The following is a 26977-nucleotide window of genomic DNA, read 5'->3' as shown; positions in this document are numbered from 1 at the left end:
GAAGGGGCGTTGAGTCTTCGATGACGGAACCGACCGCTCGTCTCGTGCGGCTATCTCCCACGCGCCTGGCCGGCGTGCGCCGACGAACAGGCGACTACTCCGACAGGACCATCGCCCACGCGTGCGCCATCGGGCTGTCTTACTGGGCGACGGGCCCGAGTCCGGACGGCATGGAGCTCACCTCCGGCACCCTGTTCGCCGACGTCCTCGGATGGGTCGACAACGGTGGTGCCGGGGCGCCCGGTTGGGCGGTCGGCGCGGACGGCCGAAGCATCGCCGTCCCCGAAGGCGTCGTACCGGCCGACGCGCAGCTCGCGCTGGACGACCTGGCCGACTTCCCGGACCGGTCCCTCGGCAGCATCGGCCCGTCCAGCGTCGCGGCCAGGCTCGCGAGCCTGGCCGAATGGAACGACACCGGAGCGGACCGGGTCCGCCCGACCATCGTGGAGATGTTCCGCGAGCAGGCCCGGACCAGGCCCGACGCCGTCGCCGTAGTCGACGAACACCGTTCGTTGACCTACCGTCAAGCAGCCGCACTCTCCAGCCAGTTGGCCCACCACCTGATCGAACGCGGCATCACCGCCGAACAGGTCGTCGGCATCTCCCTGAGCCGCTCCGCCGACATGGTGATCGGCCTGCTCGGCGTACTCCAGGCAGGAGCCGCGTTCGTCCCGCTCGACCCGCAGTGGCCGGCCGCGCGCCGGGCCGTCGTCATCGACGACGCCCGCGTCGTACTGCAGCTGAGCGGCCCGGGCGAGCCCGACCCGGGTGAACCCCCGACCGTGGCCGTCGACCTCGGCGACTGGCGGTACGGCTCCTACTCCGGCGACGGGACCGGGATCACCGTCCCCGGCAACGCGCTCGCCTACGTGATCTTCACGTCCGGTTCGACCGGACGGCCCAAGGGCGCGATGATCCGGCACGAAGCGATCAGCGAGCGCCTGCTGTGGCAGGTCGACGAGATCCTGCACTTCGGCCACGACGACGCGTCGCTGTTCAAGGCGCCGCTGTCCTTCGACATCTCCATCAACGAGATATTCCTGCCCCTGGTGTCCGGCGGCCGGCTGGTGGTCCTGCGCCCCGGCGGCGAACGCGACCCGCACCACCTGCTCGGCGTGATCGCCGAGCAGCGCGTCACCTTCACCTACCTGGTCTCGTCCATGCTGGACGTGCTGCTGGAGATCGCGGGCGACTCCGGGAGGCTGGACAGTCTGCGGCACGTGTGGTGCGGCGGCGAGGTGCTGACCCCGGAGCTGTACGAACGGTTCCGCACCCGGCTCGACATACCCATGTACCACGGCTACGGCCCGGCCGAGACGACGATCGGCGTCTCGCACGTCATCTACCGGGGCGCGGCGGAACGCCTGTCCACATCGATCGGCAAGGCCAACCCCAACACCCAGCTGTACGTCCTGGACGAAGAACTGCGCCCGGTCCCGGTCGGGGTCGGCGGCGAACTGTACGTCGGAGGGTTCCTCCTGGGGCGCGGATACGTGGGTGCACCCGGTCTGACCGCCTCCCGCTTCGTCGCCGATCCCTTCGCCGGGGACGGGTCCCGGCTGTACCGGACCGGTGACCTCGCACGGTTCGCCCCGGACGGCTCGCTGGACTTCCTCGGCCGCGCCGACAACCAGATCAAGATCCGCGGCATGCGCCTGGAGATCGAGGACGTCGAGGTCGGCCTCGCGGAACACCCCGCCGTACGGCACACCTGCGTCCTCGCGAAGAAGAACACGGCCGGCGGCACCTACCTCGTGGGATACGTGATCCCGGCGGCCGGGAGCGAGGACCTGCGGGCGGACGAGGTCAAGGCGTGGGCCGCCGGGCACATGGTGGAGTACATGGTGCCCACCCACGTCGTCGTGATGAAGGAGTTCCCGCTCACCGCGAACGGCAAGCTCGACCGCGGCGCGCTGCCGGAACCCGAGCTCGGCACGGGCCCGCTCGTCGCACCGGCCACCGAGAACGAACGCCTGGTGTGCGCGGCCGTCGCGGCGCTGCTGCGACTGGACGAGGTCGGCGTCGACCAGGACTTCTTCCAGCTCGGCGGAGACAGCCTCCTGGCCATCTCGCTGCTGAGCGCTCTGCGCACCGTGGGCCTCCACGTCACACCCCGGCAGATCTTCACCAACAGCGTCATCGGCGCGCTGGCGGCCGTGGCGAGCCGCGAAGACGCGGCCGCCGTGGACCACGGCGACGTCGCGACCGGCTCCGCCGCGGGATCGCCCGTCGTGCGGTGGCTCGGCGAGACCACGGACGCCATCGACGGCTTCGTCCAGTCGGTGGTGCTGAACACCCCGGCGGACCTGACCGCCGAGGCCCTCGACGAGATCCTCGCCGCCGTGGTCGCACGGCACGACATGCTGCGCGCCAGGCTGGTGCGCGGCGACCGCTGGAGCTTCGACATCCCGGAGGCCGACGGGACCGCACCGGGGTGGCAGGAGGGTGACGACCTGCCCCTCGACGCGTGCGTCGCGCTCGCCACCGCCGGACTGGACCCGGACAACGGCGTGATGCTGCGGGCCGTGTGGCGCCGCGCGGCACGCCAGCTGGTCGTGGTCGTCCACCACGTGGTGATCGACGGCGTGTCCTGGCGGATCCTGCGGGAGGACCTCGCCACGGCGTGGCAGCGGTTCGCCGCGGGCACACCGGTCGAACTGCCGCCGGTGGGCACGTCGTTCCGGCGCTGGACGCAGTTGCTGGAGCGCGCGGCGTTCGACGAGGACCGCGCCCACTACCAGCGACCCCTGCCGGGGGCGGACGCACCGGTGGGCAGGCGCGCACCGGCCGCCGCCGACACCGTCGAGCGGGAGCGGGCGACCACCGTCTCGGTCAGCCCCGAGGTCACGGCCGCGCTGCTCGGCGAGGTTCCCGCCAGGTTCCACGCGGGCGCGAACGACGTACTGCTGACCGCCCTCGCCGTCACGCTCGCCCGGTGGCGCCGCGACCTCGGGCACGACCAGACGTTCGCGCACATCGAACTGGAGGGCCACGGCCGCGAAGGGCACCTCCTGGCCGACGCGGCCGGGTTCGACCCCGAGCTCTCCCGGACCGTCGGCTGGTTCACCACCCTCTTCCCGGTGACCGTCGACCCCGGACCGGCGGACGACCTCACCGCGCCCGCCTACCTGGCCACCGCCCTCAAGGCGGTCAAGGAAGACCTCGCCCGGGTTCCGGGCAACGGCCTCTCCTACGGCGTCCTCCGGTACCTGAGCGGCGGCACCGGGTCCGACGCGCCCGCGCCCCAGGTCCTGTTCAACTACCTGGGCCGCTTCGAGGCGGGAGCCTCCGGAGACTGGGAACTCGCTGGCAGCACCGACCAGTTGGGGGAGCGGCGCGACCCGCGGATGCGACTGCCGCGCGCCCTGGAGTTCAACGCGATCGCGGAGCCGGCCTCGACGGCCGGCGCGTACGAGCTGACCACCACCATCTCCTGGCCCGAGGGGATGTTCACCGACGCGGACATCGCGGCCATCGGCGGGTACTTCCGGGAGGCCCTGGCCGGACTGGCCGCACTCGACCAAGGCGGCCACTCTCCCAGTGACTTCGGCCTGGTGGCGCTCACCCAGGCCGACGTCGACGACCTGGACGGCCCCGCGCTGCGGGACGTCCTGCCGTTGACCCCCCTGCAGGAGGGCCTGTACTTCCACTCGGTCTTCGACGACGACTCCGCGGGCAGCTACGTGGAGCAGCAGCTGCTGAGACTGGACGGGGAGGTGGACCCCGACCGGCTCGCCGCGGCGGCCACCAGGCTGCTCTCGCTCTTCCCCAACCTGGCCGCCCGGTTCACGGCCCTCGCCGACGGCCGCGTGGTCTCCGTACTGGAAAGCGGAGTGGAGGCCCCGTTCACCACGCTGGACCGCCCCGGCATCACCGACGAGGAGATCCGCGACCACGCCGAGCGGGACCGTCGCGCCGGGTTCGACCTGGCCACCGGTCCGCTCATGCGATACACGCTCATCCGCGCGGGCTCCGGCCGTGACGTCCTGGTGCAGACCGTGCACCACATCATCGCCGACGGCTGGTCGGTGCCGCCGATGCTCCGCGCGCTGCTCGCCGAGTACCACGCGCCGGGCACCGTGTACCCGCTCGGCGGCTTCGCCGACTACGTGCGCTGGCTCGCCGAGCGCGACGAGGACGAGAGCGACCGGGTGTGGCGCGAGCAGCTCGCCGAGCTGTCCGGCCCCTCGCTGGTCGCCGAGGGGCACACCCCGTCCGACCGGTTCGCCGACACGGCCCTGGAGCCGCAGGACGACATCGACGAGGCCGCCCGGTCGGCCGGTGTGCCGCTGAGCGTGGCCGTGCACAGCGCCTGGGCGGTGACGCTCGGCAGCGTCCTGCAGGGCAGGGACGTCGTGTTCGGCTCCACGGTGTCCGGGCGCGACGCGGACGTGCCCGGCATCGCCGACATGGTGGGTCTGTTCATCAACACGATCCCCGTACGCGCCCGGTGGGCCGCGGGCACCACGGCGCGCGATCTGCTCGCCTCGGTACGGGACCACCAGAGCGCGGTGCTGCCGCACCAGCACGTCTCGCTGGCGCGCACAGGCCGCCAGGCCGGCGCCGGACCGCTCTTCGACACCCTGGTGGTATTCGACGTCGCGACCGACGTCGCCGGCCTGCGGGGGCCCGACGACACGCTCGTCGTCACCGGCATCGTGAACGAAGGCGCCCCGCACTACCCGTTGACGCTCGTGGTGGAACGCACGCTCGACGGCCGTCCGCGCTTCAACCTCATCTACGACGGGGCTCTGCTGCGGGAAGCGACCGCGCGGGAGATCCTGCACACCTTCACCCGCACCCTCGCCGGTCTGCTCACCCGACCGGACGCCCTGGTCGACGGCCTGGCCCGCGAGGACACCCGGCGGCCCGCGCGGATCAGCCCGACGACCCTGGGCGCGCTCTTCGATGCCGCCGCGCAGCGGCACCCGGCCGCCACCGCCGTCACCCAGTGCGCCCTCGACGGAGCCGCCCGCTCACTGACCTACAGCGAACTGGCCCAGGCGAAGGACGAGTTGGCCTCGGTCCTGCGCACGGCCGGCGTCCGGCCGGGCGAACGGGTCGCCGTCGCCGTACCCCGCTCCCTGGAGCAGGTCGTCGCCCTGGTCGCCATCGTCACCGCGGGCGGCGCGTACGTGCCGCTCGACCTCGCGTACCCGGACGAACGGCTGGAGTACGTCCTCGCCGACGCCGCTCCGCAGGTCGTGCTCGTGGACCGTGAACAGCGGGACCGCTTCACGCAGTTGCTGGACCGGGCGGGCGTGCCGGCCCGCGTACTCGTCCAGGGGGACGAGGCTCCGCCGGAAACCACCCCACCGCCGGCCGAGGCCCAGGCGGACTGGCACGATCCCGCGTACGTGATCTACACGTCCGGATCGACCGGCCGGCCCAAGGGCGTCGTCGTCCCGCACTCCAGCGTGGTGACCCTGCTCGCGAACACCCGGACCGACATGGACTTCGGCCCGCACGACGTATGGGTCCAGTTCCACTCGTACTCCTTCGACTTCGCGGTCTGGGAGCTGTGGGGCGCGCTCACCCACGGCGCCGAACTGCTGGTGCCCGAGTACGGACTGACCCGCTCCCCGGTCGACTTCCACCGGCTGGTGCGCGAGCGCGGAGTGACCGTGCTCAACCAGACCCCCTCGGCCTTCTACCAGTTCATCGAGGCCGACCGGCAGGCCGGCGAGCCGCTCCCCGCACTGCGCCGGGTCGTCTTCGGAGGCGAGGCGCTGGACCTCGGCCGGCTGCGCCGCTGGGTCGAACGGCACGGCGCCGCTTCGCCCGAGCTGGTCAACATGTACGGCATCACCGAGACCACCGTCCACGTCACCCACCGGGTCCTGACCGACGGGGACTTCGACCACGGCGACGACGTCAGCCCGATCGGCGCCCCGATCCCCGGCCTGGTCACCTACCTGCTCGACGACCGGCTCCGGCCCGTGCCGCCGGGCCGGGCGGGCGCCATCTACGTGGCCGGCGACCAGGTGTCGCTCGGCTACCTGGGCCGGCCCGGACTCACCGCGGGCCGGTTCGTGGCCGACCCGTTCGCGGGCGGCGGCTCCCGCATGTACCACACGGGCGACCTCGCCCGCCGCACCCTCGACGGCGAACTGGAGTTCACCGGCCGCGCCGACGACCAGGTGCAGCTCAAGGGCTTCCGCATCGAGCTCGGCGAGGTGGAGTCCGCGATCAGGGAGCTCGACGGCGTGGTCGACGTGGCCGTGACCGTCGCGGACAGCGGCGACCACCTGGTCGCGCACGTCGTGGGCCGGGTCCACGGGGACACCACCGCCCTCACCCGCCTGCTGTCCGCGAAGCTGCCCGCGCACATGGTGCCCGGCCTGGTCCTCCCGGTCGACGCCCTGCCGCTGACGGTCAACGGCAAACTGGACCGCAAGACCCTCGCCGAGCGGGCCGCACACCACGACACCCCGGTGGCCGCGACCGGCTCCGCGCTCACCGCGCTGGCCGGCATCTTCACCGAGACGCTGCCCGGTGTCGCCGTGGACGGTGACACCGACTTCTTCCGCGCCGGGGGCGACAGCATCCTCGCCATCACCGTGGTCAACCGGGCCCGGGCGCTCGGCCTCACCATCGCGCCCCGGGACGTGTTCCTGCTCAAGACCCCGCGCGCCCTCGCCGAACACCTGGCGACGAGCACCCCGCAGGCCGCGGCGCCGGCCCCCGCACTCACGCCCGCCGCCCGCGAGGACGGCCCGCTGACACCCACGCCGATCATCCTGCGCCAGCGGGAACTGGGCGGCTCCCTCGCCCGGTTCGCCCAGGCCCGGACGCTCGTGGCCGCCGAGGGCACCGGCTTCGCCGACGCCGAGCGCGCCGCGAACGCCGTCGTGGCGGCCCACCCGGCCCTGCGGATGCGGCTGCGCGTCGAGCACGGGGTGTGGTCCCTGCGCACCGAACCCGCCCGCGCGGTCACCGTCGTACGCGTGGACGCCGCCGATGCCGCCGACGCCACTGGTGCCGACGCCACCGGTGCGGCGACTGCCGCGACGACCGCAGCGAACGAAGCCGCCGGACGGCTCGATCCCGAGGCCGGGGACGTCATCGCGTTCACCTGGCTGGAGGCGAGCCGGACCCTGGTGGTCACCGTGCACCACCTGGCCGTCGACTCGGTGTCCTGGCTGGTCCTGCTGGACGACCTGGCCGCCGCCCTGCGCGGCACGGTCCCGGCGCCGCCCACCACCTCCTACGCCGAGTACGCGGAGGCACTGGCGTACCGGTCCGCCCACGTGACCGACGACCTCGGGCACTGGATCACCACCCTCCATGCGCCCCCGTTGCTGCCCGCCGTCGAGGGGCTGCGCGAGACCACGGTGGTGCTCCCGCCCGACGTCAGCGACCTCGTGACGCGTACCGCACCCGCCGCCCTCGGCATCGGGCTCACCGAGCTGCTGTGCGGCGCGCTGCGCACCGCCCTGACCCACGTACAGCCCTCGCCCACCGATCTCGCCGTCGACCTGGAGCGGCACGGCCGGGTCCCGGTGCTGCCCCACCACGACTACACCCGTACGGTCGGCTGGTTCACCTCCATCGCGCCCGTGCGCCTCACCGCGCACACCGACCCCGTGGCGGCCGCCCGCGAGGTGGCCGAACGGCAGCCGGACGAGCGGGCGCACGTCGCCTACGGCCAGCTCAGGTACCTCAACCCGCAGACGGCCCCCCTGCTGGACGCCCGCCCGCAGGTGCTGTTCAACTACCTCGGCCGAGGCAGCGAGTCCCAGGCCCCGCACCTGGCCGGCGGCGACCAGGGCAGCCCGTACGCCGTCGAGGTCAACGCGTGGACCGACGCGGCCACCGGCAGCCTGCACGCGGCCTTCACCCTCGCCGAAGGCGTGCCCGACGAGATCACCGGGCACTGGCGGCGGGCACTGGAACGGGTCGCGGACGCCTCCACTACCGCCGAGCGCACGGCGCCGGTCACCCCGCTCCAACGGGGTCTGTTCTTCCAGGCCCAGCTGGCCGGACCGGCCGGACACTACGTCGCGCAGAGCTGGTTCACCTTCGACCGGCGCCTGGACACCGACGCGCTGGCCGAGGCGATGGCGTGGGTGATCGCGAGGCACCCCGCGGTGGGCGCCGGCTTCACCACCGACGACGACGGCCACGCCGTACAGGTACTCGCCGCGGGCCGGCGGGTCGGCGTCCGTACGCTCACCCTCTCGACGGACGCGGAAGTCGACGCCCTGCTCGCCCGGGACCGCGACACGGGATTCGACCCGGGTGAGCCGCCGTTGATCCGGCTGACCGTGGTACGGCTGCCCGACGACCGCGACGGCCTGCTGCTCAGCTACCACCTGCTGCTGTGGGACGGCTGGTCCCGCGAGATCGTGCTGCGCGACCTGTTCGACGCCTACCAGGCCGCCGTCGCAGGCGAGTTGCCCGTCCCGGCGCCGGCGACACCGAGCTTCGAGGACTACGCACGCGCGCTCGACGCCAGGGACGCGGCCGTTTCGGAGCGTTTCTGGGCGGAGCACCTGACGGGCCTCCCGGGCCCGACGCTGCTGGCCGGTCCGGCCCCGGCCCTCGTGGACGACCTGCCGCGCACCCTCGTGCACACGCTCCCCGCCGAACAGTCGGAACTGCTGCGGGAAGCGGCCAGGGCACACGGCGTCACGCTGAACTCGGTGCTGACCGGCGCGTTCGGCCTCCTCCTGGGGGCACGCACGGGCCGCAGCGACGCCGTGTTCGGCGTGACCGTCTCCGGCCGCGAGGGCGAGGGCCTGTCCGACATCGTCGGCGTACTCCTCAACACCGTGCCCATGTGGACACGGGCCCGGCCCGGCGACACGGCCGGTGCGTACCTGTCGGCCGTACAGGCGGCGAGGGTCGCGGCGATGGAGCACGAGCACCTCGGGCTCGGCGAGATCCAGCGGGCCAGCGGGCACGACACCCTGTTCGACAACCTGTTCGTGCTCCAGAACTTCCTGGACATGGACGCGTTCGCCGAGATGAACACCCGGCACGGCATCACCGCCGTGCGCGCCGACGACTCCACGCACTACCCCTTCACCTGGGTCGTCACGCCCGGCGACCGGCTCACGGTCAAACTGGAGTACCGCGACCACGACACGGAGGGCGCCCGCCGGCTCCTCGACGACTACCTGCGCGTGCTCGACGACCTCGCCCGGTCCACCGGCCCGGTGGGCGCGCTGCCCGGCCTGGAACCGCGGCCCGGCCCGGGCGACCGCACCGGCATCGGCACGGACACCGTGGTCGACCGCTTCGACCGGGCGGCGGACCGCGACCCGCAGCGGGTCGCGCTCGTCGCCGACGGCCGCACCATGACCTTCGCCGGCCTCCGGGACCGCAGCCGCGCCGTGGCGGGCGTCCTCGCCCGGCGCGGCATCGGCCCCGAGAAGACCGTGGCCCTCGCCGTCCCGCGCTCCCTCGACTCGATCGTGGCGCTGTTCGCCGTACTCCGCACCGGCGCCGCGTACGTGCCGCTGGAGCTGGACCACCCGGACGAGCGGATCGCGGCGATCGTCGCGGACGCCCGCCCCGACGTGATCCTCACCGTGAGCGCCGTGTCGCCCCGGCTGACCGGCGACCTGATCGAGCTGGACCGGCCCCTCCCCGAGGCCGAACCGGTCGTGACGTTCGCCCCCGACGACCCCGACCGCCTGCGGCACTCCGCGTACACGATCTACACCTCCGGATCGACCGGGCGCCCGAAGGGCGTGGTGACCGAGTACGCCGGGCTGACCAACATGCTGATCAACCACCAGCGCCGGATCTTCGAGCCGGTGCTGGCCGAGCACGGCCACCGGATCTTCCGCATCGCGCACACCGTGTCCTTCGCCTTCGACATGTCGTGGGAGGAACTGCTGTGGCTCGCCGACGGCCACGAGGTGCACATCTGCGACGAGGAACTGCGCCGCGACGCCCCCCGGCTCGTCGAATACTGCCTCGAGCACGGGATCGACGTCATCAACGTGACCCCGACCTACGCGCAGCAGCTGGTGGCCGAGGGTCTGCTCGACAACCCTGCGCGGCGGCCCGCCCTGGTGCTGCTGGGCGGCGAAGCCGTCACCCCGACGCTGTGGCAGCGGCTCGCGGAGACCGGGGGGACCGCCGGCTACAACCTGTACGGACCCACCGAGTACACCATCAACACCCTCGGCGTCGGCACCTTCGAATGCCAGGACCCGGTGGTGGGCGTTCCGATCGACAACACCGACGTGTACGTACTGGACCCGTGGCTGCGCCCGCTGCCGGACGGAGTCCCCGGCGAGCTGTACGTGGCGGGCATCGGCATCGCCCGCGGCTACCTCGGCCGGCCCGGCCAGACGGCGGACCGGTTCGTCGCCTGCCCGTTCGGCGCGCCGGGCGAGCGGATGTACCGCACCGGGGACCTCGTGCTCCGGCGGCCCGACGGGAACCTGATGTACCTCGGCCGCACCGACCAGCAGGTCAAGATCCGGGGCCACCGCGTCGAACTGGGCGAGGTCGAGGCCGCGTTCGCCGCGCACCCGGCGGTCCGCTTCGTCGCCGCGGTCGCCCAGCCCGACCCGCAGGTCGACGGCGCGTACCGGCTGGCCGCCTATCTCGTGCTGGAAGGCGGCGAACTGGCCGCGGTAGCCGCCCAAGTGGGCGCCGCGCTGCCGGACTTCCTGCGCCCGACCCACTACGCCCAGGTCGACGGCATCCCGCTGACGGTGAACGGGAAGGCCGACACCAAGGCGTTGCCCGAGGCCAAGCCGCTCGGCGCGCTGACGACGGCGGGGGAGCGCGGCCCGGAGACCGAGACCGAGACCGTCGTGTGCGAGTTCTTCGCAGAGGCACTGGACCTGGACGATGACGAGGTGAGCGCGGTGAGCGACTTCGTGTCCCTCGGAGGACACTCCATGCTGGCGGTGCGGCTGATCGGGCTGCTCCGCCGCGAGTACGGTCCTGTGATCACGATCCGCGATCTGTTCACCCTGCGCACCCCGGAAGCGATTGCCCGTCACCTCGATGAAGACTCCTGACACGCAGCGGCCCCCCGTGGGGTCCGACATCCTCCGTACCGCACTGCGCCGCAACGTCGGCGCCATGACCTGGGGCACCGTCCTCATGGGCCTCTACCAGGCCGGTGAGACCGCCTTCCCCATCGCACTCGGCCTGATCGTCGAGCACACGATGCGGGGGGAGCGCAGCCTCGGCGCGCTCGCCGTGTCCGTCGCCGCGCTCGCCGTGATCATCACGACCGTGTCGCTGTCGTGGCGGTTCGGCATGCGCATCCTGCAGAAGGCCAACACGACCGAGGCGCACCGCTGGCGGGTGCGCGTCGCGGACTGCGGACTCCAGCCGGTGGCCAGGGACGTCGACCTCAAGTCGGGCGAGGTGCTGACCATCGCCACCGAGGACGCCGACCAGACCGCCGACATCATCGAGGTGGTGCCACTGCTGATCAGTTCGCTGGTCGCGGTGCTGGTCGCGGCGGTCGCCCTGGGGCTCGCCGACCTGCGGCTCGGCCTGCTCGTGATCGTGGGAACCGTGGCGATCCTGTCGATCCTGAGCGTGATGTCCAAACGGATCGGCTCCAGCACCCGCGAACAGCAGGCCCGGGTCGCGAGGGCGGGCGCGAAGGTCGCCGACCTGATCACCGGCCTGCGCCCGCTGCACGGGTTCGGCGGCAACCACGCCGCCTTCCGCTCCTACCGGAAGGTCAGCACGGAGGCGAAGCAGCAGGCGGTCACCGTGGCCCTGGCGAACGGCGCGTACGCGGGCACCGCCATGGCCCTGAACGCCGTCCTCGCCGTCTCCGTGACCCTGACGGCGGGCTGGCTGGCGTTCGACGGCCGGATCACCATCGGCGAACTCGTCATGGCCGTCGGGCTGGCCCAGTTCATCATGGAACCGCTCAAGATGTTCTCGGACATGCCCAAGTACGTGATGATGGCCCGCGCTTCGGCCGAGCGGATGGCGCTGGTGCTGGCCGCGCCACCGGTGACGGCCTCGGGGCCGGAGCGCCCGGCCGCGGGCGGGGACCTGGAGATCGACTGCGTCCGGTACGGGTCCCTGCGCGAGCTGAAGTTCCAGGTCCGGGCCGGCGAGTTCGTGGCGATCGCCGTCTACCAGCCGCGCTCCGCGGCCGACCTCGTCTCGATCCTGGCCGTCAAGATCCCGCCGGACGCGTACGAGGGAGTGGTGCGGGTCAGCGGGGAGGACATCGCCGGCCTGTCGGTCGAGGCGGTCCGCGAGCACATGCTGGTGAACCCGTACGAGGGGGAGATCTTCGCGGGCACCCTCCGCACGAACATCGACCCGTCGGGCACCAGCCGCACGCTCGCCGAGGCCGTCGAGGCCTCCCTGCTGACCGACGTCGTCGCCCTGCACCGCGAAGGGCTCGACTACGGGGTCCGCGACCGGGGGGCGAACCTCTCCGGCGGACAGCGGCAGCGGCTGTCCCTGGCCCGCGCCCTCGCCGCCGACAGCGACATCCTCGTCCTGCACGACCCGACGACCGCCGTCGACGCGGTCACGGAACAGCTCATCGCGCGCAACATCGCGGAGCTGCGCCGGGGCCGCACCACCGTCGTGATCACCGGCAGTCCGGCCCTCCTGGACGCCGCCGACCGTGTCCTCGTCCTGGACGACGGGGCCATCACCGCCGAGGGCACCCACCGCAACCTGCTTGCCACCGACGAGGAGTACTGCCTGGCGGTGGCCCGGTGAGCGGAGGGATCCGAAGGGGACGGTCTAGACGAGCGCCCAGGCGACGTCCCTGAGCAGGGCGTGGCGCCAGCCCGCCCGGTCGTGGCCGGACGCCGAACGGGACACCCGTACGGTCGCACCGGCCCGTTCGGTCAGGGTCTCGACCAGCTCGCAGTGGGGCAGCATCCGCCTTTCGTGTTCCCCCACGTCGAAGGCGATCCGCAGACCGGACAGGTCGGGGCGCTCCCGCAGGCGCGCGCCGAGGGCGCCGCCGACCGGGCCGCCCAAGGGGTCCGCCAGGTCGGGGGCGCCGGGCGTCCACCAGAACGACGGCGACTGGCAGGCGACCCGGGACACCAGGTCCGGGAACTCCAGCGCCGCGTACAGCGCGCTCAGTCCGCCGAGGCTCTGTCCGGCGACCACCAGACGGTCCAGGTCCGCGGGCAGGCCGGTCTCCGCCACCAGCGGCAGCAGTTCGTCCCGGACCCCCTCCCACAGCTCGGGCCTGCACCCGAACTCGGCCTCCCGGTCCCGGACCGGCAGGAAGACGAGGGTCACCGGGGGCATCTCGCCGCTGGCGACGGCCGAGTCGAAGGCGGTCACGGCCGGATGCAGGTACAGCCAGTCGTCCCCGTCGAGCAGCAGGACCACCGGACCGCCACCGCCCGCCGCGTGGACCCGTACGGTGCGCCGGCCGCCGAGCCGTTCGCCGGCCCAGCGGACCCGGGTGCGCGGGAGGGGCAGTACGTCGTCTCCGCCGGGGTCGACGAGGGGCCAGTGCGGCTGGGCGGGAGCGTCGGGGGTCGCGGCGATGGACCGGTCGCCGCCCGCACCGGCCGGGTTGAACGGGTCGGCGTGCGCGGTGCCGTCGACGAGGAACTGGTAGGTCACGCGCAGCCGCGCGGGCATGGGGACCTCGGCGTACCAGCAGTCCGTGCCGGCCCACCGGCGCAGGGGTACCGGCTCCGACCAGCTCTCGAACCCGATGCTCGCCGGAGCGCCCCGCCACAGGAACAGGGTCACCCAACTCCCGTCGTCGGCACGGACCGACGCCGGCGCCCCCGCGGCCGCCCAGAACGCCTCGGTGCCGGGATCGCCGGGCAGTCCGTACGCGGCGAAGGAGCGGTCCGTGCCGGCCCCGCGGCCGGAGACGGGATCGGTCAGGCGCATGCGGATCTCCTTGTGAGCGGCAAGGGGAAAGACTAAGCTCTTTCGAATTAGGCGAGCCTAACCTAATCATCACGTTCCCGGGAGGTACCGACCGTGAGCACCAACCCCTTCGACGACGCCGAGGGCCGCTTCCTCGTGCTGGTGAACCACGAGGGCCAGCACTCGCTGTGGCCGTCCTTCGCCGAGGTGCCCGGCGGGTGGACGACCGTCTTCGACGAGAACACCCGGGGGGCGTGCCTGGACTTCATCGAAGCCAACTGGACCGACCTGCGCCCCCGTTCCCTCGCGCGGTCGACGGACGCCTGACCCGCTCCGGACGCCACCAACAGGGGGACGACACCACCCATGCTGTGCACCAAGCTGATCAACGCCCGCTTCCTCACCATGGACCCGGACCATCCGGTCGCCCACCAACTGGGCATCTGGCACGGCCGGATCGTCGGCCTGGACGAAGCCGTGGCCTCCCTGCCCGCGCGCGAGGTGATCGACCTTCAGGGCGCCACCGTGCTCCCCGGGTTCATCGACGCGCACGTGCACCTGCCCTGGACCGGCTTCACGCAGAACACCCCGAGCATCGCGGGCTGCACGCGGATCGACGAAGCGCTCGCCGTCGTGGCGGAAGCCGTCGCCCGGAAGAACTCGCCCGGATCCTGGGTGAGCATCGTCGGCTACGACCAGCGGGCGCTGGGGCGCCACCTGACGGCCGCCGAACTGGACACCGTCAGCCAGGGCCACAAGCTGTACCTGCTGCACGACTCCGGGCACGGCTGCGTCGTCAACACCGCCGTCCTGCAACTGCTCGCCGCGGACGTCCCGCACGAGAACGGCTTCCTCGCCGAGGGCGCGATGGGCGCCGCCCGCGCGCTGCGACTGCCCTACTCCCAGGAGGAGGTGGCCGAGTCCATCGGACGCGCCGCCCGCACCTGCCTGGCCGAGGGCATCACCGCCTGCGCCGAGGCGGGCATCGGCGGCGCCCTCTTCGGCCACACCCCGGTCGAACTGGGCGCCTACCAACTCGCCCGCGAGAAGGGCCTGCTGCCGCTGCGGGTCCAGCTGATGGTCTCCGCCGACCGGCTGCGGCCGGTCGGCGCGCACGAGGCCGACGGCATCCCCAGGGCCCTCGACCTCGGCCTGCGCACCGGCTTCGGCGACGACTGGCTCTCCGTGGGCGCACTGAAGATCTTCACCGACGGCGGCATGATGGCCCGTACCGCCGCCCTGAGCGCCCCGTACGAAGGGCTCGACCACGCCGGCCAGTTGCAGGACGACCCCGAGGTGCTCGACCGGTCGATCGTGGACGGCCACCTCGCCGGCTGGCAGCTCGCCGTGCACGCCATCGGCGACCGCGCGGCCGACGTGGCCCTGGACGCCCTGGAACGGGCCCAGCGGCTGCGGCCCCGCCCCGGCGCCCGGCACCGTATCGAGCACGCCGGCCTGATCCGTCCCGACCAGCTCCCGCGCATCGCGCGACTGGGAGTGAGCGCCGTCGTCCAGCCCGGCTTCCTGCGCTACTTCGGCGACGACTACGCGGCGATCATGGGCGCCGAGCGGGCGCCCTGGCTGTACCGGGGCAGGGGATTCCTCGACCACGGAATCACCCTGGTCGGCAGCTCCGACCGGCCGGTGACGAACGGCTCCCCGCTGCGGGCCATCCAGTTCATGGTCGAGCGCGCCTCCGGATCCGGCCGGCTGATCGGCCCGGACGAGGGCATCACCGTCGACGAGGCCCTGCACGCCTACACCGTCGCCGGCGCCTACGCCTGCCACTGGGAGGACCGCGCGGGCAGTCTCGCCCCGGGCAAGCGCGCCGACCTGGTCGTGCTCGGCGACGACCCGCGGCGCGTCGACGTCTCGCGCATCGGCGACATCGAGGTGGTGGCCACGTACGTCGACGGACGCGAGAGCGGAAAGTAGTCCGGCGGTCTGAAGGCCCGCCGCGCCCCCACGGGCGCGGCGGGCCTTCGCCGTGTGGCCCCCGACGCGCGTGGCCGAATAGCGTCGGTCGCCTGGGCAAACGTACTGCGGGTCGAGATCACTGCATCGAGGTAATGAGGGCGGCGCGTCAGGGCCAGCCGTCCGCACCCGCCGTTACTGTTCCCCGGGATCTGGACGGATTCCCGAATATTCACCCTCTTTTTCCTCTTTCACCGGTGACGTGCACAGATGCCGATCACCGCCCTTACGAAGGAGAGCTCGACCGATGACTGTTGACACGAGCCCGGAAACGCAGCTGGAAACGACCCAGCAGTCCAGCCTGAGCACGGCCGCCGCCCGCAACCTTGCCAGCACGACCAAGTCCGCCCCGCAGATGCAGGAGATCACCTCCCGGTGGCTGCTGCGCATGCTCCCCTGGGTGGAGACCAAGGGCGGCACCTACCGGGTGAACCGCCGGCTCAGCTACACCGTCGGCGACGGGCGCATCGAGTTCATCCAGGACGGCGGCGACGTCCGGGTGATCCCCCGCGAGCTCGGCGAACTCGCCCTGCTGCGCGGCTTCGAGGACGAGGAGGTGCTGGCTGCGCTCGCCGGCCGGTGCGTCCAGCGCGACTTCCGGGCCGGTGAGGTGCTGGTCGAACGCGGTACCCCGGCCGACCAGATCCACCTGATCGCCCACGGCCGGATCAACCAGACCTCCGTCGGGAAGTACGGTGACGCGGTCGCCGTCGCCGTACTCGCCGACGGCGAGCAGTTCGGCGAGAACGCCCTGCTGGACGCGGACGCCGTTTGGGACTACACCGCCACCGCCGAGACGCCCGGCACCCTGCTCACCCTGTCCCGGGCCGGGTTCGCCGCCGTGCTGTCCGCGGCGCCGAGCCTCCAGGCCCACGTCCAGCGGTTCAGCTCGCTTCCCCACCAGCGGCAGAACAAGCACGGCGAGGCAGAGATCGCCATGTCGGCCGGCCACACGGGCGAGGCCGAACTGCCCGGTGCCTTCGTCGACTACGAGCTCAAGCCCCGCGAGTACGAGCTCTCCATCGCGCAGACCGTCCTGCGGATCCACACCAGGGTCGCCGACCTCTACAACGGGCCGCACAACCAGACCGAGGAGCAGCTCAGGCTCACCATCGAGGCGCTGCGCGAGCGCCAGGAGCACGAGCTGATCAACAACCGGGAGTTCGGCCTGCTCCACAACGCCGCCTTCAAGCAGCGGATCCAGACCCACTCCGGCCCGCCCACCCCGGACGACCTCGACGAGCTGCTCTGCCGCCGCCGCGGCTCCAAGTTCTTCCTCGCCCACCCCAGGGCGATCGCGGCGATCGGGCGCGAGTTCAACTCCCGCGGCCTCTACCCGGACCACGTCGACGTGGGCGGGCAGCAGGTCCCGGCCTGGCGCGGGGTCCCGATCCTGCCCTGCAACAAGATCCCGATCAGCAAGGAGAACACCAGCTCGGTCCTCGTCATGCGAACCGGCGAGGACAACCAGGGCGTCATCGGTCTGCGCCAGACCGGTCTGCCGGAGGAGTACGAGCCCGGCCTGTCGGTGCGGTTCATGGGCATCGACGAGAAGTCGATCATCTCCTACCTGGTCACCGCCTACTACTCCGCCGCCATCCTGGTGCCCGACGCGCTCGGCGTGCTGGAGAACGTACAGATCGCCCGCAGGCGCGACTAGCGCGACCTGGGACGGCCGGGGGCCACGGCCGGGGATCACGGCCGGGCCAGGGCCGTTGCACCTGCCGCCGTGCCCTCCGGCCCTGATCCACCGGACACCCGCCCAGCGGACCCGCCCGACGGCCACGACGGTCCGGCCCGGATCGTTCCGGGCCGGCCGAGCGCGCCCGGGATCCGGGACAGCCCACCCACCCCAGCAAGGAGCCACGGATGCCCGAGCCCGGGCCTTCCCCTCTGCAGTCGAGCCTGCCTGCCGCTGCGGCCCGTTTCGGGGCCCACGCCTTCGCCAACGCCCTGGCCTCCGGCATCGAGGCCGCCGGCGTCCTGTCCACCGAGCCCGCGGAAGCGCCCGTAGAGCTGCCCGCAGAGATGCCCGTACAACTGCCCCCGGCCAGCCCGGCCCTGGAACGGATCCTGCGCGGACCCAGCGGGCTGGGCACGGCGAGCCTGCACCTGGCCGCTCGGGCCGAGGAGCCGCCGGCGGCACCGGCTGCACCGGCGTCCGAAGAGCCGGTGCCGGGCCGTCCGATCCCCGGCCTTTACTACCACCCGATCCAGGAGCCCGATCCCGCACGGGTGGAGGAGGTCAGTCGCAGGATCAAGGACTGGGCGGTGGACGAGGTCGACCTGTACCCCGACGACTGGGAGGGCGAGTTCGACGGTTTCTCCGTCGGGCGTTACATGGTGGCCTGCCATCCGGACGCCCCCACCGTCGAGCACCTGATGCTCGCCACCCGGCTGATGGTCGCCGAGAACGCCGTCGACGACTGCTACTGCGAGGACCACGGCGGTTCGCCCATCGGCCTGGGCGGCCGCCTCCTGATGGCGCACACCGCCCTCGACCCCCTCCACACGACGAAGGAGTACCAGCCGGAGTGGGCGCAGTCGCTCCACTCGGACGCGCCCCGGCGCGCCTACCGCTCCGCCATGGAGTACTTCCTCCGGATGGCCAGTCCCTCGCAGGCCGACCGGTTCCGGCACGACATGGCCCGTCTGCACATGGGGTACCTCGCCGAGGCGGCCTGGGCCCAGACGGACCACGTCCCCGAGGTGTGGGAGTACCTGGCGATGCGCCAGTTCAACAACTTCCGCCCCTGCCCGACCATCACCGACACCGTCGGCGGCTACGAACTGCCCGCGGACCTCCACGCGCCGGCCGCCATGCAGCGGGTCATCGCGCTCGCGGGCAACGCCACCACGATCGTCAACGACCTCTACTCCTACACCAAGGAACAAGCCAGCCCCGGCCGGCACCTGAACCTGCCCGTGGTGATCGCCGAACGCGAGGACATGTCCGAGCGGGAGGCCTACCTGAAGGCGGTCGAGGTCCACAACGACCTCATGCACGAGTTCGAAGCCGAATCCGCCGCCCTGGCGGCCGCCTGCCCCGTCCCGAGCGTGCTGCGCTTCCTGCGGGGCGTGGCCGTGTGGGTCGACGGCAACCACTACTGGCACCAGACCAACGCCTATCGCTACAGCCTGCCCGACTTCTGGTAAGGATGGATCTATTCGTGACCAGCACCGATCTCACCACCGCCGCCACCTCTGCCGACCCGGCCGTGATCATTCCCTCCCCGGCGACGCCCTACCAGGGGGACATCGCCCGTTACTGGAACAACGAGGCCAGGCCCGTGAACCTGCGCCTCGGCGACGTCGACGGCCTTTACCACCACCACTACGGCATCGGCGACGTCGACCACGCCGCCCTCGGTGACGCCGCCGACAGCGAGTACGAGAAGAAGCTGGTCGCCGAGCTCCACCGGCTGGAGTCGGCGCAGGCCGAGGTCCTCCTGAACCACCTCGGCCCCATCGGGCGCGAGGACACCCTCGTGGACGCCGGCTGCGGCCGCGGCGGCTCGATGGTCATGGCTCACCAGCGCTTCGGATGCAAGGTCGAGGGCGTCACCCTGTCGGCCAAGCAGGCAGACTTCGCCAACCAGCGCGCCCGCGAGCTCGGTATCGAGGACCACGTCCGCGCCCGCGTCTGCAACATGCTCAGCACGCCCTTCGAGACCGGGCAGGCCGCGGCCTCGTGGAACAACGAGTCGAGCATGTACGTCGACCTGCACGACCTCTTCGCCGAGCACTCCCGGGTCCTCCAGGTCGGCGGCCGCTACGTGACCATCACCGGCTGCTGGAACCCGCGGTACGGCCAGCCCTCGAAGTGGGTCTCCCAGATCAACATGCACTTCGAGTGCAACATCCACTCCCGCCGCGAGTACCTGCGCGCCATGGCCGACAACCGTCTCGTACCGCAGGCCGTCATCGACCTGACCCCCGAGACGCTGCCCTACTGGGAGCTGCGGGCCACGTCCTCGCTGGTCACCGGCATCGAGGAGGCGTTCATCGAGTCCTACAAGGACGGCTCCTTCCAGTACGTGCTGATCGCCGCCGACCGCGTCTGACCGACCGCGTCTGACCGACCGCGTCCGACCGACCGCCTCTGACCGACCGCCTCTGACCGACCGCCTCTGACCGACCGCCTCTGACCGACCGCGTCCGACCGAGCGCCGGCCCGTGGTGCCGGATCCGCCCCCCGGCGGACCCGGCCCCACCCGCCGCTCGCCGGAACGGTCAGTCCACGAGCACGCCGGGGTTGAGGATGCCCCGCGGGTCGAGCGCCCCCTTCGCGGCCCGCAGCGCGAGGGCGAAGGGCTCGGGGCGCTGGCGGTCGTAGTCCGGCCGGTGGTCCCGGCCGACGGCGTGGTGGTGGGTGATGGTGGCCCGGTGTTGGTGCAGGACCTCGCCCGCGACGGCCTTGAGATCGTCCCACAGGGCGACCTCGTCGCCGTTCCGGCCGGCGGCGAGGACGGTGAAGTACGGGGCCGCGCCGTCCGGATACACGTGCGTCAGACGGCAGTTGACGGTGGCGGGGTGTCCGGTGGCCTTGAGGGCCGCCGCGCCGACCTCGGTGCGCACCGCGTCGATCAGGCCGGGGATCCGGTCCCAGGTGGCGGCCGTTTCGAAGGTCTCCGCGACGGCGCCCATCCTGGCCAGGCCGTCGCGCAGGTAGGGCATCCGGAGGAAGGCCGAGCGCCAGGCGCGCACGGCCGCGTCACCGTTCGGCGCGTCGTCCCGGCCGGCGGTCCCGTCGTACCGGCCGCCGTGCGAGCGGGCCAGGGCGACGGCCCGTTCGAGCCGGGCGGTCACCGGTTCGTCCGCCGACTCGAACCCCAGCACCAGCACGGCGCAGCCGTCCCGTGCCGCGTCGGACAGCGCGGCCTCACCGGCGTCCAGCAGACGGCAGTTGGCGGGGGAGAGGTCGGACTGCGCGATCGCCCGCACCGCCCGGAGCGCGTCGTGGAAGTCGGCGAAGGCGACAGCGGCGGACGCCTTGTGGCGGGGGCGTTCCTGCAGCCGGACCCATGCCTCGGTGATGATGCCGAGGGCCCCCTCGGAGCCCAGGAACAGGCGGTCGGGGGAGGGGCCGGCCCCGGAGGCGGGCAGCCGCCACGAGTCGCTGGTGCCGGCCGGGGTGACCACGCGCAGCGACTGCACGAAGTCGTCGATGTGCGTGCGGCCGGTGGCGTAGTGGCCGCCGGCGCGGGTGGCGAGCCAGCCGCCGAGGGTGGAGAACTCGAAGCTCTGCGGGAAGTGCCGCAGAGTGAGGCCGTGCGGCCGGAGCTGGTCCTCCAGGCTGGGCCCGAGGGTGCCGGCCTGGATGCGTGCGGACCGGCTCTCGGTGTCGACCTCCACGACGCGGTCCATGGCCGTCAGGTCGAGGGACAGCACCGCCCGGTGGGCGTCGCCGCGGTACTCCACGCCGCCGGTGACCGAGGAGCCCCCGCCGTACGGGACGACGGCGACCCGCCGCTCACCGGCCCAGTCCAGCAGGTCGGCCACGTCCCGGTCGTCCAGCGGGCGGGCGACGAGGTCGGGGATCCGGCCGGGCCGCCCCCGAAGGGCGCGCATCACGTCGCGGTAGGCCTTGCCCATGGCGTGGGCGGCGCGGTCCGCGGGATCTGCGGTGACCAGGTGGGCGAGGCTGCCCGGCGCCTCCACGGAAGGGGCCCCAATGGCCAGATCGCCGACCCGGGGAACGGGGAGCGGCCGGGCGAGGGTACCGGGGAGGAGGGCGCCCATCGCGGCGCATTCGGCGTCGTCGGGATGGGCGTCGGCCCACCCCCAGCCCCACCAGGAGCGGGCGCGGGACGTCGGCTGCGCGGTGGTGCCGGTCATGGGGCACTCCAGGGGTCGAGGTAATTTACCTAGCGGTAAATTACCTACTGATAATATCGGCCCATGGCAACCCCATCGGCATTTTCGTCCAAGGCCGGCACCAAGGGAGTCCCGCGGGAGCACCGCCGCCGGCAGATGCTGGAGGCCGCGACGGAGGAGTTCGGGGCGCGCGGCTACGCGGCCGCGTCCCTCCCCGCGATCGCCGCGCGGGTGGGCGTCACCAAGACGCTGCTGCACCAGTACTTCGGGACCAAGGAGGATCTGTACGTCGCCTGCCTGGTCCCCGTCGGGGACCGGCTGCTGGACGCGATCCGTACGGCGATGGGCCCTGACGGGACCGCGCCGCACACTCCGCTGCGCGTGCTCCAGGGGATCTTCGCCGCCCTGGAGGGGCGACGGGAGGCGTGGTTCGTGCTGTACGACACCACGCTGCCGCCCGGCGGCGAGGCCGCCCGCCGGGCTTCGGAGTACTGGGCGGCCATCGACGGGCTCGCCGCCGGCGGCACCGCCGACCTGCTGAGCGCGGCCGGATCCACCGACCCGCTGGACGCCGACGCGCTCAAGTACGTCTGGCGGGACCTGGTGGCCACCCTCGTCCGCTGGTGGGTCAAGCACCCGGAGCAGTCCCCGGAGGCCATGACCCGGCGCTGCGCGCGCCTCTTCGCGGCCGCCGCCACCCTCAGCCCTGAAGGCGGCCCTTCTCGGCCTTGAGCTTGCGCCACACGGTCCCCAGCGCCTCCATGTCCCGCTCGTCGAGGAGCTCGGTGAAGACCGGGGCCAGGGCCTCGCGCCGGGTGGCGTCCGCCTCGGTGAAGAGCGTGCGTCCCGCCTCCGTGAGGGAGACCTCCACCGACCGGGCGTCACGCGCCGAGGGCGTGCGGGTCGCCAGGCCCCGGGTCTGGAGGGCGTCCACCACCCGGGAGACCTGGCTGCGGCTGAGCAGCGTGCTGTTGCCGAGGACGGAGGCGGGCACGGGATCGGGGCTGGAGGCCAGCCACAGCATGACCTCGAACCAGGACACGGGCAGGTCATGCGCCTTCACCAGGGCCCGGTCGACGCGGTCGGTCAGCGTGGTGCCGGCCCAGACGAGCCCGTAGAAGGCGTAGTCGGCCGCCGGCATCTCGGCTTCGGTGAGCTTCTTCGGCATGTCGGCAGTCTAGAGGTTGCGTGCGCACGCACATAACTTTATGGTGTGTGTGCACGCACATAAATCACGTTCCGTGAAAGGTGACCGCCATGTCGACCCTCCCCACCACCCCCGACGCCTCCCTCCGTACCGTCTTGATCACCGGTACCTCCTCCGGAATCGGCCTGGCGGCGGCCATCGCCGCCGCCCGGGCCGGCTGGCGCACCGTCGCCACGCTGCGTGACACCGGCAAGGCCGACGCCATGCGCAAGGCGGCCGCCGAGGCGGGCGTCGAGCTCGACATCCGCCGGGTCGACGTCGTCGACGAGGCGTCCGTCGCCGCCGCCGTCGACGGCGTGATCGCCGACTACGGCCGCCTGGACGCGGTCGTGAACAACGCGGGCGCGGGGCACGTCGGCACCCTCGAACTCGAAACCGTCGCCGACGTCCGCGAGGTCATGGAGGTCAACTTCTTCGGCGTGCTGAACGTCTCCAAGGCCGCACTGCCGCACCTGCGGGCCACCGGCGGCCGCCTGATCACGGTCACCAGCGTCGGCGGCGTCATCGGCCAGCCCTTCAACGAGGCCTACTGCGCCGCGAAGTTCGCCGTCGAGGGGTACATGGAGAGCCTGGCTCCCGTCGCGGGCGCCGTCGGCGTGAGCGTGTCCGTCATCGAGCCGGGCGCCGTGGCCACGGAGTTCGTCAACAACATCGGGCTCGACGTCGAAGGCCGGATCGCCGCGGCCGGCCCGTACGCCGACGCGCTGCGCCACTACGTCGAGCGCACGGTCGGCCAGTTCCTGGACGGCGCCCAGACCCCGGCCGGCGCGGCCGAGTCCGTGATGGAGGCGCTGACCGTCGACCGGCCCGCGTTCCGCATCCAGACCTCGCAGTGGGCCCGCGACTTCACCGGCAACAAGCTGGCGGACCAGGACGGCTCGGCGGTCGTCGGCATGACCGGAACCTGGGTCTCCTGACCGGTGAGGACCGGGCCGGGGCGCCCGATCTGTGCTCCGGCCGGAACCGGGTCATCATGGCTGGAGGCCGACGAACCCTCCGCGCGAGGGTGCGGCGGAGCGAGCCGGGAGGTGACTCGTACACATGGACGAATCACGCAGAGCCTGGATCATGATCGGCGTCGTCGTCGCCGTCATCTTCCTGAACCTCGTCGCCATCGTCCTGATGAACACCGTCGGGTGATGACCGCCCCTACCTGAGCTCTACGGTGGCCCTGAAGCCCCTGAGACGGCCTCGCCGCCCTTCCGGTCCGGGCCGTGGCGCATCTCCGTGAGCCAGAGCCATTCCCCGCCGCAGCTCGTCCGGGAACCGCGCCCCGATGACCGACAGCTCGGCGGTCCGGCCGGTCATGACGCGGCCCGCGCGGTCGACGGCGATGATGTCCGGCCAGGCGGGGCCGTGGTCCCGCGACAGCAGCGGGGCATCGGGGCCGCAGCCACGAGCCCGAGCTCGACAGGTTCCGGACGCTTCCGGGGCTGGAAGGGCCGGGGCATCGCCGCGCAGGAGCCGTACGGCGTGTACTCCTCGGCGGCGGAGAGGGTGAAGGCGAACCGCTTCTGCCGGTCGTCCGACGGCGGCTCGGCGGGCCCTGCGAGCGGCCCGACCCCGGTCTCCACGGTGACGTCGACGAGTGAGGGGTCCGCCGGGCAGGGCCGCCGGCCCACGACGACGGCGTCGGACAGCGCGTAGGGCCAGGCGGACCCCTGATCGTCGGCGCGTCCCTGGATCAGCATGCCGCCGAGCCGCCCGCCGTCCTTGCCGTCGACGGCGTCGCGGGCGGGCCGAGCGGTGCGCACGCGAAGAGCACCAGCTCTTCTCTGGGCACGGCCGGGACCGACGGTTCGGCGAACAGCCCCTCCACGTCCGCGCACTTGGCCAGCGGGTCGTACCCGCGGGCGTAGGGGACGCTCCAGCCCTGCGGCCCGTGGTCCCGCTCCTCCACCAGGACGTACCGGAGCGGCGTGCCGCGCTCCCGGCTCCAACGCTCGCGCCAGGGGTTTGTCATGCCACGCATCCAGCAGGGATCCGCCCGGGATCTCACGCGGTTTCGCGTCGGGCGGGCGACCGCGAGCCGGTGGACCGCCGCGTCCCCATGTCCTGACATCCGGTCACATCGCTTTGGCTGAGCGGCAGTTCGCCTAGGCGCCGGGTCCGAAAGAGAGCCTGCCCGGACCCTTGCCGTGCCGCCCGCGGTTCGCGAATGATGCTCCGGGCGCGTCGGCCGATGGTGGCCGTGATTCGCCCGCCCTCGTCGAGCCGACCGGTCAGGAGCCCGTTTTGCGGACGAACCGTCACATCCGGAGATCAACGGTGGTCGTCGGGGCCGCCCTCGCGCTGGTCGTCGCCGTTCCCCAGGCGGCCTTCGCCGCGCCGCCCCCGGCCCTGCCCAGCCAGTCCGAGGCGATCGAGCTGACCTTCCAGCCGGCCTACGACTACGACACCGACGGCTGCTACCCGACACCCGCCATAGGCCCGACCGGAGTTCTGAACGGCGGACTCAAACCCACCGGCGCCCTCAACGGCAGCTGCCGGGACGCCTCGGACCTCCAGAACACCAACGGCTACTCCCGCTGGAAGTGCAACAACGGCTGGTGCGCCGTGGTCTACGCGCTGTACTTCGAGAAGGACCAGGCCCTCGCCGGTGTCTCCCTCGGCGGTCACCGCCACGACTGGGAACACGTGGTGGTGTGGATCCAGAACAACGAGGCCAAGTACGTCGCGACCTCCGCCCACGGCGACTTCAACATCCACACCCGTGACCAGATCCGCTGGGACGGCACCCACCCCAAGATCGTCTACCACAAGGACGGGGTCGGCACGCACTGCTTCCGCGCGGCCAACACCAACGACGAGCCGCCCGAGAACCACCGCGGCACCTGGCAGTTCCCCGCGCTCGTCGGATGGTCGGGCTACCCCGCGACCCTGCGCGACAAGCTCAGCCAGGCCGATTTCGGCAGCGCGCACTTCGGCCTGAAGGACGACTCCTTCGCCTCCCACCTCGCGGAGGCCAAGCCGGCGGGCATCCCCTTCGACCCGTACCAGTAGCCGGCCGGCAGCCGGGGGTGCGGGTCACCTGCCCCAGATCTTCCGGTACCCCTCGCGGTAACCGGACGGATCCCAGGACGTGGCGCCGTCGCTGTTGCCGGCCGTCGCGATGTGGACGGGGGCCACGTAGCCGCTGGCGGGCCGGCCGGCGAAGGCACGGTTGAACTCGTCGACGATCTGCCAGCCCTGCTCGGACAGCGGCTCGGGGACGGTGGCGGCCTGGAACTGCTTGCTGTTGATCCGCTGGAAGGCGGACGGGTCGCCGTCGCCCGCGCCGATGTTGAACGGCGGTCCGGACCCCGGCTTGCCGGCCGCGCGCAGGGCCGGGGCCGCGTCCGCGAAGTAGAGGTCGTTGATGGCGACGGAGTGGGTCCAGTCGCCCTGGAAGCGGGAGAGGAGGGAGGAGACCGCCTGGGGAGTGCGGCTGGCGGCGTCCGGGATGGGGATGTTCTCGCGGGACAGCAGCCGTACGCCGGAACAGGTGGCCAGCTCCTGCCGGATCAGGTCGGACTTGTTCTTGGCGAAGGGGATCGAGTCGTCGGTGAAGAGGACGACCCCGGCATCGCCGCGGGACCCGGCGATGATCCAGTCCGCGCTGATCCGCGCCACGTCCTCCACCTTCGTCGTGACGTTGGTGAAGAGCCGGGGGCGCTCGCTCGGGCCGGGCGAGCCGACCGCGTGCCAGCCGATGACCGGGATGTCCGCGGCCTCGGCCCGCGCCATCTGCTGCGAGGTCAGCTGGGGGTCGAAGCCGCCGATGACGATGCCCGAGGGCTTGAGCGTGATGGCCTGGCTGAGCGCCGCCTGGATGCCGGCGGGGGTGCCCTCCCCGTCGATCACCCGGACCTTCCAGCCGATGGCCTCCGCGGCCTCCTCGACGCCCTTCGCGACGCCCGCGACACCGGGGTTGGTCATGGTCTGCGCGACGTAGACGAGGGTCTTGCCGGCCGCTGCCGGGGGACCGCTGGTGGGGCCGTGCCAGGCGGCGTCGGTGTTCTCGGCCTGCCGGACGGCCCCCCCGGCCTTCGCGAGGGCGGCGGGGCACCCGGCTTTCGACGGCCCGGCACCGGTCGACGGGCCGCTCCCGCAGCCGGCGACGAGGGCCGTGGCCGCTGCCAGCAGGGCTGCGGCCGTGAGGGTGGTCTTGCGGTTCGGGTACACGGGGCTCCT

General features: G+C 72.5%; 16 protein-coding genes. 10 read left to right on the top strand and 6 right to left on the bottom strand.

Annotation, left to right across the window (positions count from 1 at the left end):
- Positions 1–20 precede the first annotated feature (20 nt).
- Together RIU97_RS03755 and RIU97_RS03750 are read left to right on the top strand one after the other, a co-directional pair.
- Positions 21–10988 (top strand): amino acid adenylation domain-containing protein, encoded by a 10968-nt coding sequence (locus RIU97_RS03755; RefSeq protein ID WP_404953320.1) that lies wholly within the window; start codon positions 21–23, stop codon positions 10986–10988.
- Entirely contained in the window at positions 10975–12678 is a 1704-nt protein-coding gene (locus RIU97_RS03750; protein ID WP_404953318.1) for an ABC transporter ATP-binding protein, read from the top strand. The genes RIU97_RS03755 and RIU97_RS03750 overlap by 14 nt, the downstream gene beginning before the upstream one ends.
- Positions 12679–12702: 24 nt before the next feature.
- On the opposite strand, the gene RIU97_RS03745 is transcribed toward RIU97_RS03750, so the two are convergent.
- On the bottom strand, positions 12703–13827 hold the full coding sequence (locus RIU97_RS03745; protein WP_404953317.1) for an alpha/beta fold hydrolase: 1125 nt from the start codon (positions 13825–13827) through the stop codon (positions 12703–12705).
- Between the two features lie 93 nt (positions 13828–13920).
- Here RIU97_RS03745 and RIU97_RS03740 point away from each other — a divergent pair, with 93 nt between their 5' ends.
- From RIU97_RS03740 to RIU97_RS03720, 5 genes are all read left to right on the top strand, one after another.
- On the top strand, positions 13921–14133 hold the full coding sequence (locus RIU97_RS03740; protein ID WP_404953316.1) for an MbtH family protein: 213 nt from the start codon (positions 13921–13923) through the stop codon (positions 14131–14133).
- 39 nt (positions 14134–14172) lie between these two features.
- Positions 14173–15741 (top strand): amidohydrolase, encoded by a 1569-nt coding sequence (locus RIU97_RS03735; RefSeq protein ID WP_404953315.1) that lies wholly within the window; start codon positions 14173–14175, stop codon positions 15739–15741.
- A gap of 286 nt (positions 15742–16027) precedes the next feature.
- The gene (locus RIU97_RS03730; RefSeq protein ID WP_404953314.1) at positions 16028–17440 is read left to right on the top strand and encodes a family 2B encapsulin nanocompartment shell protein; all 1413 of its coding nucleotides are present in this window, start codon (positions 16028–16030) and stop codon (positions 17438–17440) included.
- 209 nt (positions 17441–17649) lie between these two features.
- Positions 17650–18936 carry a family 2 encapsulin nanocompartment cargo protein terpene cyclase gene (locus tag RIU97_RS03725; RefSeq protein WP_404953313.1) on the top strand — a complete coding sequence of 429 codons (1287 nt, stop codon included), beginning with the start codon at positions 17650–17652 and terminating at the stop codon, positions 18934–18936.
- Between the two features lie 14 nt (positions 18937–18950).
- Positions 18951–19844 (top strand): geranyl diphosphate 2-C-methyltransferase, encoded by an 894-nt coding sequence (locus RIU97_RS03720; RefSeq protein WP_404953312.1) that lies wholly within the window; start codon positions 18951–18953, stop codon positions 19842–19844.
- A gap of 169 nt (positions 19845–20013) precedes the next feature.
- Here RIU97_RS03720 and RIU97_RS03715 read toward each other — a convergent pair whose 3' ends face one another.
- Entirely contained in the window at positions 20014–21618 is a 1605-nt protein-coding gene (locus tag RIU97_RS03715) for an FAD-binding oxidoreductase (RefSeq protein WP_404953311.1), read from the bottom strand.
- A 63-nt stretch (positions 21619–21681) separates the two neighbouring features.
- Here RIU97_RS03715 and RIU97_RS03710 point away from each other — a divergent pair, with 63 nt between their 5' ends.
- Positions 21682–22329: a TetR/AcrR family transcriptional regulator gene (locus RIU97_RS03710; protein ID WP_404953310.1), complete on the top strand. Its 648-nt coding sequence runs from the start codon at positions 21682–21684 to the stop codon at positions 22327–22329.
- On the opposite strand, the gene RIU97_RS03705 is transcribed toward RIU97_RS03710, so the two are convergent.
- Positions 22298–22765 (bottom strand): MarR family winged helix-turn-helix transcriptional regulator, encoded by a 468-nt coding sequence (locus tag RIU97_RS03705; RefSeq protein ID WP_404953309.1) that lies wholly within the window; start codon positions 22763–22765, stop codon positions 22298–22300. The genes RIU97_RS03710 and RIU97_RS03705 overlap by 32 nt on opposite strands.
- A gap of 89 nt (positions 22766–22854) precedes the next feature.
- Here RIU97_RS03705 and RIU97_RS03700 point away from each other — a divergent pair, with 89 nt between their 5' ends.
- The gene (locus RIU97_RS03700; RefSeq protein WP_404953308.1) at positions 22855–23721 is read left to right on the top strand and encodes an SDR family NAD(P)-dependent oxidoreductase; all 867 of its coding nucleotides are present in this window, start codon (positions 22855–22857) and stop codon (positions 23719–23721) included.
- Between the two features lie 387 nt (positions 23722–24108).
- On the opposite strand, the gene RIU97_RS03695 is transcribed toward RIU97_RS03700, so the two are convergent.
- Positions 24109–24558 (bottom strand): hypothetical protein, encoded by a 450-nt coding sequence (locus RIU97_RS03695; protein WP_404953307.1) that lies wholly within the window; start codon positions 24556–24558, stop codon positions 24109–24111.
- Positions 24489–24767, bottom strand: coding sequence for a hypothetical protein (locus RIU97_RS03690; protein WP_404953305.1), 279 nt, complete (start codon positions 24765–24767; stop codon positions 24489–24491). The genes RIU97_RS03695 and RIU97_RS03690 overlap by 70 nt, the downstream gene beginning before the upstream one ends.
- Positions 24768–25039: 272 nt before the next feature.
- Between RIU97_RS03690 and RIU97_RS03685 the strand changes: the two genes are divergently transcribed.
- The gene (locus tag RIU97_RS03685; RefSeq protein ID WP_404953304.1) at positions 25040–25807 is read left to right on the top strand and encodes an NPP1 family protein; all 768 of its coding nucleotides are present in this window, start codon (positions 25040–25042) and stop codon (positions 25805–25807) included.
- A 24-nt stretch (positions 25808–25831) separates the two neighbouring features.
- Here the strand turns inward: RIU97_RS03685 and RIU97_RS03680 are convergent, their stop codons facing one another.
- Positions 25832–26968 carry a substrate-binding domain-containing protein gene (locus RIU97_RS03680; protein WP_404953303.1) on the bottom strand — a complete coding sequence of 379 codons (1137 nt, stop codon included), beginning with the start codon at positions 26966–26968 and terminating at the stop codon, positions 25832–25834.
- Positions 26969–26977: the final 9 nt, after the last annotated feature.

This window comes from Streptomyces sp. 147326 (assembly GCF_045000215.1).
Lineage (GTDB): Bacteria > Actinomycetota > Actinomycetes > Streptomycetales > Streptomycetaceae > Streptomyces.
The sequence above is the reverse complement of the archived record's forward strand: the minus strand, read 5'-3'. Positions and strand labels throughout refer to the sequence as shown.